At 31.5% G+C, this 13,914-nt stretch carries 9 protein-coding genes; 1 reads left to right on the forward strand and 8 read right to left on the reverse strand.

All coding sequences use genetic code 11. The features are described 5' to 3' along the window. Positions 1–4: 4 nt before the first annotated feature. The 4 genes from IM744_RS05460 to IM744_RS05475 are packed head-to-tail and all read right to left on the reverse strand — an operon-like array spanning position 5 to position 4,318. Positions 5–1,132: an O-antigen ligase family protein gene (locus IM744_RS05460; RefSeq protein WP_194507095.1), complete on the reverse strand. Its 1,128-nt coding sequence runs from the start codon at positions 1,130–1,132 to the stop codon at positions 5–7. Next, a complete protein-coding gene (locus tag IM744_RS05465) occupies positions 1,129–2,016 on the reverse strand; it encodes a glycosyltransferase family 2 protein (protein ID WP_194507096.1) in 888 nt (295 codons plus the stop codon). The genes IM744_RS05460 and IM744_RS05465 overlap by 4 nt, the downstream gene beginning before the upstream one ends. After that, positions 2,009–3,346, reverse strand: coding sequence for a murein biosynthesis integral membrane protein MurJ (gene murJ, locus IM744_RS05470; protein WP_194507097.1), 1,338 nt, complete (start codon positions 3,344–3,346; stop codon positions 2,009–2,011). The genes IM744_RS05465 and murJ overlap by 8 nt, the downstream gene beginning before the upstream one ends. 21 nt (positions 3,347–3,367) lie before the next feature. Continuing rightward, positions 3,368–4,318, reverse strand: a complete 951-nt coding sequence (locus IM744_RS05475; protein WP_194507098.1) for a glycosyltransferase family 2 protein — start codon at positions 4,316–4,318, stop codon at positions 3,368–3,370. A 322-nt stretch (positions 4,319–4,640) separates the two neighbouring features. Here IM744_RS05475 and IM744_RS05480 point away from each other — a divergent pair, with 322 nt between their 5' ends. Continuing rightward, complete coding sequence (locus IM744_RS05480) at positions 4,641–10,661, forward strand: T9SS type A sorting domain-containing protein (RefSeq protein ID WP_194507099.1); 6,021 nt, start codon at positions 4,641–4,643, stop codon at positions 10,659–10,661. A 243-nt stretch (positions 10,662–10,904) separates the two neighbouring features. Here the strand turns inward: IM744_RS05480 and IM744_RS05485 are convergent, their stop codons facing one another. The 4 genes from IM744_RS05485 to tsaE form a co-directional block, all read right to left on the reverse strand. Further along, complete coding sequence (locus IM744_RS05485) at positions 10,905–11,276, reverse strand: hypothetical protein (protein ID WP_194507100.1); 372 nt, start codon at positions 11,274–11,276, stop codon at positions 10,905–10,907. 19 nt (positions 11,277–11,295) lie between these two features. Next, positions 11,296–12,495 (reverse strand): alanine dehydrogenase, encoded by a 1,200-nt coding sequence (locus IM744_RS05490; RefSeq protein WP_194507101.1) that lies wholly within the window; start codon positions 12,493–12,495, stop codon positions 11,296–11,298. 69 nt (positions 12,496–12,564) lie between these two features. Beyond that, complete coding sequence (locus IM744_RS05495; RefSeq protein ID WP_194507102.1) at positions 12,565–13,119, reverse strand: hypothetical protein; 555 nt, start codon at positions 13,117–13,119, stop codon at positions 12,565–12,567. A 243-nt stretch (positions 13,120–13,362) separates the two neighbouring features. Then, a complete protein-coding gene (tsaE, locus tag IM744_RS05500) occupies positions 13,363–13,827 on the reverse strand; it encodes a tRNA (adenosine(37)-N6)-threonylcarbamoyltransferase complex ATPase subunit type 1 TsaE (protein WP_194507103.1) in 465 nt (154 codons plus the stop codon). Positions 13,828–13,914 lie beyond the last annotated feature (87 nt).

Below are 13,914 nucleotides of genomic sequence, written 5' to 3' on the forward strand. Positions count from 1 at the left end.
ATATTTAGTTGTTTAATTGAGTTTCTATTTTTAAAATAATATCCTCAGATTTACCATTTGGTTTAATTACATTAACAAAGACCCAAATAGATATAAATAAAAGAACTTCATTGTCAAAATAATTATGGATTACCATAAGAAGTGTTACTAGAGCTAATGCCATTAAAGGTAAATGGGTTTTTGTGTATAAATGAGGAATTGACTTTTTTAGTATAAATAAATAAATGCCTATTAATATAAGAAATGGAATAAATCCAGATTCTCCAATAGTCATTAAATATGTATTATGAACTCCTTGTTTACCACCAGCTCCTCCACTGAGAGCTTTGTAACCATTTCCAAAAATTGGATTAGTTAGGATGTCATCTGTATACTGACTCCAAGTAGCTGTTCTTGAATCTTCAGAAAAACCTTTAACCTCAGTGCTATCTTTGTCAAAGATACTTTCTAGCATAGACAAGCGTTTTGTGTTTAATTGTAATACAGTCGCCAAGCTCAATATAAAAATTAAAGAACCAAAGCCTAAAAAAAGGCCTTGTGCATTTTTTTTATTTGCTACAATTGCTATAATACTTACAAAAAGCCACATAACTAAAAAGTATCTAGAGAATGTAAGAATTCCAGATAGCGTGAACAGAATAATATAGAGATATTTAAGTTTTATATTTTTTATACTATATGAAAGGCTATAACCTATCAAACAAATGAAAGATGCACCGTTAGGGTCTAAGTAAAAGCCACTATACCTACCATAACCATCTGCAAAAACAGTAGCATGTATTAAAATACTCAAAGAACCAAGAGCTAAAAATAAACAAAGTTGTTGTACGCTAGTGTTTCTTGCTAACTCTGCTCCACAAACAATAATTATGAAATATTTTATAATCTCATTAATAAAATATTTTGATGATTCAACATAAACAAATCCAGATATCATGTAATATGTGAGTCCCAAAATTATAAAAGGGAATAATAATTTTCGTTTTTCACTTATAAAATAATATCCTAATAAAATCAAATATGTAAAAGCACTAGCTGCGCTACCAGCACCAGATCCAAAAGCCACTAGCGAAAAGCTTGTAATTCCCCAAGTAATCATCATTAATGCTATGAGTTGTATAATAACTTTCATAGTTTATTAAGGAGTCTATTAGGAATTAGTAATATAAAAATAGCTAAAGAAACTAAATATTTTGAAAATGATAATTTAAGTTTTTTATCTGAGTAATAGAATTTAGATTTTGCATATTCAAACGCTATATATCTATAATATTTATTTGATATGATAGCGCTAGTAGATACATCTTTTAACCCGTAATAACCACTGTAATAAGCACCTCTTGCTTCAGCTTTTCTAGAACGTTTTGAAGTTATCAAACTTTGTTCTGTTATATGCGCTTTTAGATGATTAATATTGACACACAAAAAATCATGTTTTTTATTTATTCTATTCCAGGTATGACTTTCTCCTATATGGCATCCATCATCAGAATATAATGGATGTGCTTTTAATATTTCAGTGTTCCAGCAATGCCATTTGTCTCCATGGAGTTGGTTTTTTAAATCTAATACGCGTTCTTTAAAACCAACTTGCCACCAATCTTTTGGGAATTTATCGCCTTTAACGTTATTATCTTCATCTATTACTAGTGTCCAAATAGCACATATATTATGGGAACTTAAATTAATAACATCCCAAATAGATTTTAAGTCACTTAATGTATTTGGTACGTGTGTATCATCACTATCTGCAATTATCGTATAAGGTCTATCACATTTTTGCAATCCAAAATTCACAGCTTCTGGTTTACCAACATTTTGATCTAAATAGTAATATTCTATTTCAAAATCTTCAGTTTCTTTCTGCCAAGTTTGAATAAGTTCTTTTGTGTTATCTGAACTTCCGTCGTCAACAATAATCCATTTAAAATCTTTAAATGTTTGTTTCCGAAGAGAATCATAAACCCTACTTATTAGGTCTTTTCTATTGTATGTTGGTGTAACAATATTAAACATATATTTTGTTTATTTTACTAATATAGATATATAAGACGATGCTATTCATAATTGATACTAAAGAGGTTGCTAAAGCTAAACCATAAACTCCCATAATATCAATTAAAAAATAATTTAAAGTAATGTTTAATAATAGGCCAATTATTGAAGTAATTACCATTATATTATTTCTATTAATTGATGTTAAGAATTTAACCATTACTAGACCAGTTACGTAAGATGGTATTTGTAATAAATACATTTGCTGTATTTTTGATACAACAGCTGTGTCATTACTTGTAAATGCGTTACGTTCAAAAAGAATAGAAATTACGGGATAGGATAATAAAACACCAATAACAACTATTACTGAACCTCCTAGAATTAGGTATTTTAATATCTGTTTAAGTTTAATAAATGTATCCTCTGGATTATCTATAGCATATTTTGAAAAATAGGGTAGCAGCACGTTTCCTAATGCAGCACCTACAATACCAATAGCAAACATTGGTATTTTAATCCCGTATCCTAATGCAGCAATTGAACCAATAACTAATTGTTGAGAAAAGAATTGATCTATTAAAGGATTAATACCGCTTAAGAGACTTGATGATAACTTTGCAGGTAATTGCTTAAAGAGTTTTACAACATTATGAGATTTAAAATCTGGTTTATCTAAATGAATTACCCCTCGTTTAATGGCAACTCCTAGAATGAAAATAAAATTCAAAATACTACCAATTAAAGTACCTACTGCCAATACGACATCACCTAAATAATCTTTAAATAAAAGTAATGCTAAAATAATTGAAATTGGAGTAAAAATTGTGCTTATTGATGAATATTTAAATTCATTATCAATGGTTAAAAGTCCGCTGATTACAGAAGAGAAACCCCAAAATAATATACAAGGAGCAACGAAATAAAATTGTTTTTTAATTAATTCATAATAGGATGCGGTATGACCTTCATATAATAGCTCTAAATAAGTGTCGGTAAATAAAAAAGCTATAATTAAGAAAAAAATAGCAACACCAATTGTTAATATAAAGCTGGTACTTTGAAATGCACCAATATGTTTGCCCGTTTTAAGCTCACTTACATAGTTTGGGATAAATACACTATTAAACGAGCCAAGAAAAACACCGCTAATAAAACTAGGAACAAGAATGGCAATATAAAATGTGTCAATTAATTCTGAAAGACCAAAACTATCAGCAATTACAATATCTTTTAAAAACCCAAAACCACTAACGATTAAGGTTGTTATACCAACCGTTATTACATTAGTAATTGTTGCATTCTTAAGTAAATTACTTATTAATGACTTTAAATCGAATTTTAAATTCAATTGGAATTGTTTTGGTTAAGTTTATCTTAGATATTTTCTAATTGGCCATAATAGTACAAATAAAAATTTGATAAAGTATGAATCAATAGATGTGGTGTAATTTTTTAGGTTGAAATCTAAATATTTTGATTTCGAAGTTAAAAAGTAAAGTTGTTTTAAAAAGTAAATAGGTGACTTGAAAGCATAAGATTTTAAAAACCAATTAAAGTTAGAGATATAGTATATTATAGCACCTAATGCTGTTTTGTCTTCTGAACTTGAGCTAATAGAGCCAGCTGTGTCAATGTGATAAATACGTAATACTGTATTGATGTATTTTGTTTTGTAACCTTCTTTAGCTATTAAATTCCATATAATGCCTTCCAACATAAATCCATTATTAATAAAGCAGTCATTATAACTAATACTTTTTAGAATATTAGTTTTTGTAAAACCCCATTTTTCTCCCTGAATACTATCAATAGCGCTAATATGAAAAGGATTACTTATATAAGGATTTGAAGGGAATTTATCACCAATTAGGTTTCCATGTTGATCTTTACATAAACCAGTTACTGCTACAATTTTAGATTTATCAATATTAGATATGGATTCATATTCATTGTTGAATACTTCTAAAGCGTTAGGTACACATTCATCATCTGCATCAAAAGTTAAAAAAAAATCACCATTAGCTAATTCTATTGCTTGAAAGAAACAAGCCATCTTATGCTTATTCTTTTTATTATTTACATAATTAATAGTTAAAGGTGAATTTTCTTTAATATTTAAAATAGTATTATGAGAATCGTCGTTAGATCCATCATTAACTATAATCCACTCAAAATCTTTAAAAGACTGCCCAACTAACGAGTCATGAACACATTTAATAGTTTTCTCAGCATTATAAACAGGTGTAAATACACTAAATCTATATTTATAATTTTTATCCTTTAATTGATTTATTGAAGGAGTGTATGATTTTAAGTTCATAAATAGGCTCTTGTTACAGGGTTTAAAAGTACTATAAATGTGTAAAAATCTATCTAATAATAAAGTTTGTTTTCACAGTATCTCTTAACATTTATCGAAAAAAAAATCCTACAAACGTTAAAATTTGACACTTAAACGTCTTTTTATATCATTTCAGCGTATTTAAAATATTGAATTGATTGATAATTTACGTTACATATCTAGCCTTGTAAGAAAATATATTCAAAAAGACTACACTTAATCGAATAATTGTATGTTTAAACGATTTTTTCGAATAATATTATCTAGATTGGCCACATATTAAGCCCCAAATTAATATAAAATGATTTCCAAAAGCCCTATTTACCATAGCAATGGTATAAAAATATATTGCTCAATTTTACTATTTGTGTTATTTGTTGTAATACCTACAAGTTTGTTTTCACAGGATTTAGCATTTCCAACTGCCACAGGTGCAGGCGCTTATGCTACGGGTGGGCGAGGTAAACCTATTTATACAGTTACTAATCTTAATAATGCTGGTCCAGGTAGCTTTAGACAATGTTTAGAGGATACTAAATTAACAGATGGAGGTATAATTACATTCGCTGTTTCTGGAACTATAAATTTGACTAGTCAAATTTATTTTTACAATCAAGATAATATTACCATTGCTGGACAAACTGCTCCAGAAGGTGGAATTACGGTAGCAAATTACAGATTGAGATTTCAAAACGTCAATAATCTCATTATGAGATATATTAGATTGAGACCTGCTTATGCAGCATATCCCGCAAGTGAAATAGACTCTTTTGAAATTTTTCAATCTAGTAATTACATTATAGATCATTGCTCATTCGCTTGGGGAACTGATGAATCTGTTGATAGCGGAATTGGTAATACATATACTTGGCAAAGAAATATTTTTGCAGAGAGTAAAACAGGAATGATAATGGGGGCAGAGTCCAATGTGTCTTATGATTTAAGTTTTAACAACAACTTATTTTATCATTGTAGTCATAGATTTCCAAATTGGTCAAGTGATGGTCGTGTAGACGTTATCAATAATGTAGTATGGAATTGGAGATCTCGTATGTCTGTTCCAGGTGGAGGCTTTGAAGTTAATCATATTAATAACTATTATGTTCATTATACAAGTAACCCAGTTCCAGATATAGATGTTAGAGGTATGTTATGGTATCCAAATACTACAAACTTCCCAACAATTTATACAAATGGTAATTATGTAAGTGATGTCTTAACAGATCCAAATGCAGATAATTGGTTTTTATGGAGATTTAGATTTAACCCAACAGGAACTATATATTCTGGAGCAGGTAATGAAAGTCCGTTGACTACAGATTTTAAAACCCTTACACCATTTCCTCAGTTGGGAAGAGAAATAAACATTAAATCAGCAGTAGAAACCTTAGAAAATATTACTTTGAATGTTGGTTCAAATGCAAGATTAGACGAATTAGGATACAAGTTTGAAGAGATTGATTTCGTAGATAATGAGTATTTAACAAATGTTCAAAATGGTAATATAGTCCCTTACACACAAGATAATGTGTTGGAAACTCAATATCATGATGATTTTTTAGATTCAGTAAGCAGCACACCAATAAATTCTCATCCAAATGATTATGATACAGATAATGATGGTATGCCAGATGCTTGGGAGTTTAATCGTTTCGGAAATTTAAATAACAACGGACAATCAGATACAGATAGCACTGGTTACACAGATGTTGAAGATTATTTAAATGGTGTAGATTCAGATTCTCAAGATCCTCAAGGTAATGAAGTCATCATAACATCTCAAGATGAAGATGATGTGCTTTGTGAAGGAGAAAGCACAATATTAACTGCATCTGGAGCAGATTCTTATGAATGGAATTCAGGAGAAACATCTGCAAGTTTAGAAATCATTCCAAATGTTACTACAACATATACCGTTACAGGAACACATTCTGACGGTAGTACAACAGAAGCCGAAATTACAATTACTGTCAATCAAAATCCTATAGCAAATGCAGGAGAAGATATAGACACATGTTTAGGTTCACCAGTAACTTTAACAGCAACAGGAGGAACCTCTTATTTATGGAATAATGGAGCAACTACTGCTTCAATTGACGTAAACCCGAATAGTACAACAACATATATAGTAGAAGTTTTTGAAAATACATGCTCAAGTACAGATCAAGTTATAGTAACAGTAAATGAAATTCCAGTTGTTGATGCAGGAGAAGATCAAACAATATTTGAAGGCGAAAGTGCAACCTTAACAGCAACAGGAGCAGATTCTTATGTATGGAGTACAGGAGAAACGACAGAAAGTATTACAGTAAACCCATTACTAGAGACTTCTTATTTTGTAACAGGTACAACTAACACATGCGAAAATACAGACACTGTCACTGTTTTTTTGCTAGATGACGGTGTCAATGCTAATGCTGGAGTGGACACTGAGATTTGCATTGGTGAATCTACGACATTAACAGCAACAGGAGGAACAACATATTTATGGAGTACAGGAGAAACAACAGCATCTATAGAGGTGTCTCCAATAGAAATTACAACATATACAGTAACTGTATACAGTGTTTCAGGCAATAATTCTGAAGACGATAGTGTTATAGTTTCAGTCAACGAATTACCAATTGCAAATACAGGAGATGATGTTGAGATTTGCTCCGGAAATGCAACTACATTAACAGCTTCAGGAGGTTCAACCTACCTTTGGAGTACAGGAGAGACAACAGAAACTATCACAGTAACTCCTAGTGCAACAACAATTTATACAGTAGAAGTATTTGAAAATAGTTGTTCAAGTACAGATGATATTATTGTTACAGTAAATGATTTACCAGAAACAAACGCAGGTAATGATGTCTCAATCTTTGAAGGTGATTCTACAACATTAACAGCGTCAGGAGCAGATTCTTATGTTTGGAGTACAGGAGAAACAACAACAAGTATTACAGTGAGTCCAACGAGTACAACAACATATACAGTAACAGGTAATACTAATGGATGTGAATTTGAAGATAATGTAATTGTTACTTTAATCTCAGATGATGTTACAGCAAACGCTGGAGATGATATCGAAATTTGCTTCGGAAATGTAACAACTTTAACAGTAACTGGAGGAACAACATATTTATGGAGCACAGGAGAAACAACAGCATCTATAGAAGTCTCTCCAACAGATACAACAACATATACAGTGACCGCATATAGTATCTCAGGAAATAACTCTGCTGAGGATAGTGTAGAAGTAACTGTTAGCGAATTACCAATTGCAAATGCTGGAGATGATGTTGAAACTTGTTCTGGAAATGTAACTACATTAACAGCCTCAGGAGGTTCAACCTACCTTTGGAGTACAGGAGAAACAACAGAAACCATCACAGTAAATCCTAATACAACTACAATTTATACAGTAGAAGTATTTGAAAATAATTGTTCAAGTACAGATGATATTATTGTTACAGTAAATGATTTACCAGAAACAAACGCAGGTAATGATGTCTCAATCTTTGAAGGTGATTCTACAACATTAACAGCGTCAGGAGCAGATTCTTATGTTTGGAGTACAGGAGAAACAACAACAAGTATTACAGTGAGTCCAACGAGTACAACAACATATACAGTAACAGGTAATACTAATGGATGTGAATTTGAAGATAATGTAATTGTTACTTTAATCTCAGATGATGTTACAGCAAACGCTGGAGATGATATCGAAATTTGCTTCGGAAATGTAACAACTTTAACAGTAACTGGAGGAACAACATATTTATGGAGCACAGGAGAAACAACAGCATCTATAGAAGTCTCTCCAACAGATACAACAACATATACAGTGACCGCATATAGTATCTCAGGAAATAACTCTGCTGAGGATAGTGTAGAAGTAACTGTTAGCGAATTACCAATTGCAAATGCAGGAAATGATGTTGAGATTTGCTCTGGAAATGTAACTACATTAACAGCCTCAGGAGGTTCAACCTATCTTTGGAGTACAGGAGAAACAACAGAAACCATCACCGTAAACCCTAATACAACTACAATTTATGCAGTAGAAGTATTTGAAAATAATTGTTCAAGTTTAGATCAAGTTCAAGTTACAGTTAATGCATTACCATCAACAAATGCTGGAAGTAATGTTTCAATAATAGAAGGTGAGTCAACAACATTAACAGCAACTGGTGCAGATTCTTATGTATGGAACACAGGTGAAATCACACAAAGTATCACTGTGAGTCCAACAAATACAACAACCTATACAGTAATAGGGAATTCTAATGGATGTGAATTTAGTGATAATGTTATCGTTTCCGTAGGTGCAGAAGTAGTTAATGCCAATGCAGGAGATGATGTAGCAATTTGCTCTGGGAATGTAATAACTTTAACAGCCTCAGGAGGTTCAACTTACCTTTGGAATACAGGAGAAACAACAGCAAGTATTACAGTAAACCCAAGTCAAACAACAACCTATACAGTTACAGCTTTTAATGAAGCGCAAACAGCATCTGATGACGATAGTGTAATAGTGACAATAAACGAATTACCAGAAACTTACGGAGGAAATGATGTTTCAATAACAGAAGGAGATTCTACAATATTAACAGCAACTGGAGCAGATTCATATGTATGGAGTACAGGTGAAACAACCCAAAGTATCACAGTAAGTCCAACAAGTTCAACAATCTATTCAGTAACAGGGAATTCTAATGGATGTGAATCTAGTGATGACGTTATCGTTTCCGTAGAAACAGAAAATGTAAACGCTAATGCAGGAGCAGATGTTGCAATATGTAATGGAGAAAGTACAATACTTACAGCAGCTGGAGGAGCAACATATTTATGGAATACCGGTGAAACTACTCAAACGATAGAGGTATCTCCAACAACAACGACAACATATATTTTTACAGCATTTAATACAAATGGGACTGAGTCAGATGATGACAGTGTTACAGTTACAGTTAATGAAATCCCTATTGCAAATGCAGGAAATGATGTTGCAATTTGCTTCGGAAATTCTACAACTTTGTCAGCTTCTGGAGGTACAACTTACCTTTGGAACACTGGAGAAACAACTCAAAATATTAATGTAAGTCCAAATAATACAACAACATATTCAGTAGAAGTATTTACAAATAATTGTTCTAGTACTGATGATGTTATTGTTTTAGTAAACGAATTACCAGAAACTAATGCAGGAAATGATGTTTCAATTACAGAAGGTGACTCTACAATTCTAGTCGCTTCTGGAGCAGATTCTTATATATGGAGTACAGGAGAAACAACCACAAGTATTTCAGTGAATCCTATTTTAACAACGACATATACAGTTACTGGTATCTCTAATGGATGTGAATCTATTGATGATGTAATTGTTATTGTAGAGCCATTTATTTATACTGCAAGTGCTGGTGCAAATCAAACGATTTGCAATGGATATGAAACAACACTTACAGCGAGTGCTGGTGATAGTTATTTATGGAGTACAGGTGAGACGACACAAAGTATTACGGTTAACCCAACTAATACACAAACTTATACAGTTACTGTTTATGAAGGGGACTATCAAGCTGAGGCTGAGGTTGAGGTTGGTGTAAATCCTAATCCAAATGTTGTTATTTTAAATGGAGATGATGTTATAATTTTAGAAGGAGAATTTATTACACTCTCTGCATCTGGAGCTAACACGTATTCATGGAACAATGGAGCAACACAGCCAAACATTGCTGTTAGTCCGTCAATTACCACAACATATGAAGTAACAGGATTTATTAATAACTGTGAAGATACCAAAGCGGTTATTGTAAATGTTTTAGAAATAGTTCAAGCAGATGCTGGTGAGGATTTAATTATCTGTAATGAAGAGATTGTAACGCTTACAGCAAACGGAGGTGATGAGTATTTATGGAGTAATGGAGAAACAACTCAAAGTATAGAAGTCTCTCCAGATGTGGATACAGAATATTCTGTTTTGGTTTACAATGCTTTAGATAGTGATGAAGATACAATTATGGTTTTCGTTGAAGAATGTAATACTATTGAATTTCCTATTGAAAGTGAAACGTTTGATTTTATGATCTATCAAGATCCAACAACAGATATTTTGAATGTTCGAATAGATGGTTTACAATCTGTGACTGCTAAAGGATATTCTATTTATGATTTGTCAGGTAAAATAATTTATACCGAAATATTCAATCAATCTGAAATGCAAGATCAGACTCAAATGACAAGAGCATTAGATGTATCAACCTATTCTAGAGGTATCTATATTGCTAAGTTAATTTATGATGATACGAGTTTAATAAAGAAAATCCCAATACGATAAAATAAGAGTTAGTTTTTTAATTAGATTGGTAAACCATTATTAGCGCTATATGCTAGTAATGGTTTTTTTTTATTAAATTGTCATTTATGCGAAGTGAATGTAGAAATCTATGTGCTTTTAAAAACTCCTACCTATCAAAGGAAAGACAGTGCTAACTGAAAAGTTTTTAGAAATTTAATTTTAAAAAACACCCAAGAAAAGTATAGACTAAAGTTGTTTTTATAGAAGCTAAGAATAGTTGTTCTATTTTATTATAATAGATTGTATCGTAGCACTAGAATCACAATTCTTGACCCATAATTCTATGTCTTTATCTTCAAATTCGTTTTCTAAAAGATAGACTTTGCAGGAGTCTGCTTTGGTGTCACTTTCAGAAAAGTTAACACTACTAGTTTTTATTAATTCTGAAACTTTAAGTGTATCCAAACTATAATTTTGCATGGCTAGTTGCGTGTCTTCAGAATAGAAACGCTTTTTTATAGAAATATTCTTTATAGTTCTTGCGTTTGGACCATAAGAACAAGATGTTTTTTTTCCGCCTAAAAAAAAGGCTAATAAAACGAGTCCTATGGAGAATCCTCCCAAATAGTAACCTATTCGATGTAGTAGTTTCATAACAATGTGTAGTATTTATTTAGAAAATTAACAGGTTAACATCGCTGCAGTCTAAATCAAACCAATTGGCTACAGATTTGTTGGTTAAAATTCCGTGGTAAAAATACAACCCATTTTTTAAACCACGATCAAAACGAATGGCATTTTCTATACCACCATCTTCGGCAATCTTTAAAAGGTAAGGTGTAAATATGTTACTTAGGGAAACAGAAGCAGATCTAGAGTATCGTGCAGGAATATTTGGCACACAATAATGAGTCACACCATTATAGTCAAATGTTGGCTTATCATGATTGGTAACTTCACTAGTTTCAAAACAGCCACCCATATCTATACTTACATCAATCACCACAGATCCAGATTTCATAGTATTTACCATAGCTTCTGTAACTATAATAGGTGAGCGGTTATTACCACGTACAGCACCAATGGCGACATCACAGCGTTTTAAAGCTTTTAATAAATTTTTTGGTTGAATTGTTGAGGTATATAAAGTACGACCTAAATTAGATTGTACGCAACGTAATTTGGTGATAGAATTATCAAAAATTTTAACATTTGCTCCAAGACCAATTGCTGATCGCGCAGCAAACTCACCAACGGTTCCTGCACCTATAATAACAACTTCGGTTGGTGGAACTCCACTTATGTTTCCAAACATGAGTCCGTTTCCTCCATTGATATTAGATAACAGCTCAGAAGCTATTAATATAGAAGCTGTACCAGCAATCTCACTTAATGAGCGTACTGCAGGATAAGCACCATCTTCATCTTTTATAAATTCAAACGCTAATGCAGTAATGCGTTTTGATGCCAACGCTTGAAAATAACTTTTGCTTTGTGTTTTAAGTTGTAGTGCAGATATTAATAAGGTTTGAGGATTTATTAATTTAATTTCATCAATAGAAGGTGGCTCTACCTTTAATAAAATTGGGCAGGAGAATACCTTTGCAGTATCTTTTGTGACTTCTGCTCCAGCTTCACTATATGCTTTATCTTTAAAATTAGCACCTTCTCCAGCGCCAGACTCAAACATTACACGATGACCATTAGACACCAATGCATGAACTGCATCTGGTGTTAGACATACACGTTTTTCTTGAAAATGGGTTTCTTTTGGGATTCCTATAAATAAATCACCTTTCTTTTTGTAGACTTCTAATGTCTCTTCTTGAGGTAATAATTGTGCTTTTGTAAAAGGAGATAATGATTCGCTCATTGAATTTTTAATTGGTAACTCAAATTACAAATAATTATTTGATTAATACAAGTAAGAGTAGGATTCAAATTAAAAATATTGCTTAATCGTACCCCAAACCCCTTTAGGCTTCATCATAAATTCTTCTTCCAACTCTTGCATTGATTTATCTGCATAGTTAATTTTATTAAACATTTTTGCCCTAATCAAATATATTGAAGGAATAATTATAGCCATTATTGGTAACATATAGATTAGATCAAAGTTGTCAAAGAATATAACATCTTCATTGATAGTTCCAATCAATTGATATGTAAACATTGCAATTGGAACTAGAATAGAATGATACCACCAGTGGCGACATGTAAAGAACCATATAAATAAAAGGAATAATGGGATGAGTTTAGTCATTATCATCCAGAAACTTGTTCTTACATCTTCATAAAAACCACTGTTATATGTAAAAAGGAAATTTTCCCAAACTTTAGTATCTGGAAAGTAAATATAAGAATAGAAAAAAATGGGAGTTATAGATATTAAAACACCTATTATACTCCCATTAATTATAAGTTTAGAATTGCTTCTCTTATCCGTGTGTTGGAATTTTAACTTTTCTTTTGTCGATTTCTGTTTTTGTTTGTCCATCTAAGTTGATTAAATCAGTTGCATGAGCAGTAAATAACATTCCTCCGAAAATCGCAATCGCGATAACATACTTTTTAGTTTTCATAATTATAAGGGATTAAATTAATTAATTATTCAAATATAGTAATGCTCTATATATTAATTAGTTAAAACGAGTGTTAAAAAACACTCTAAAATCGTCTTACGATTACGGTTTTTCCGTAGTCTGTAACTATGATGCTGTGTGAGGTTGTTGATTTATTTCTAAAATTTTGCTACTTTTTGCTGGTTTTGAGGGTTAATGTTATGATTTTGGCTCAGTTTGAGGATTCTTTCGGTTTTATTTTTATAAGAAATTTCTATAATGTTAGCGTCTTCTGGTATCAAATTTTGAACATTTTGAGGCCATTCTATGAACACCCAATGTGATGTGTTTAGATAATCTTCAAAACCAAAATTTAAAGCTTCTTCTTCATCACTAATTCTATACAAATCAAAATGATGTATAGAGTCATCTTTAGATTCATAATCATTAACAATAGAAAATGTTGGGCTACTCACATCATCATCACTACCCAATAATTTTACTAAAGATTTTATAAGTGTTGTTTTACCAGCACCCATTTCTCCATAGAAAAGAATGGTTTTAGAAGATACATGATTTAAGATTTGTTTTGCAACAGTCTCTATACCTTCAATTTGATAATCTAGTTCTAATAATTTAAACATAATGTAATAGTCAAATCAGTTTATAGGCTGATTTAATCGCAATAATAAGCAATATTATTGATAAAAACTAGCAAAAAGTGTATTTCA

This window comes from Psychroserpens luteus, assembly GCF_015319355.1.
In the GTDB taxonomy this organism is placed as follows: domain Bacteria; phylum Bacteroidota; class Bacteroidia; order Flavobacteriales; family Flavobacteriaceae; genus Psychroserpens; species Psychroserpens luteus.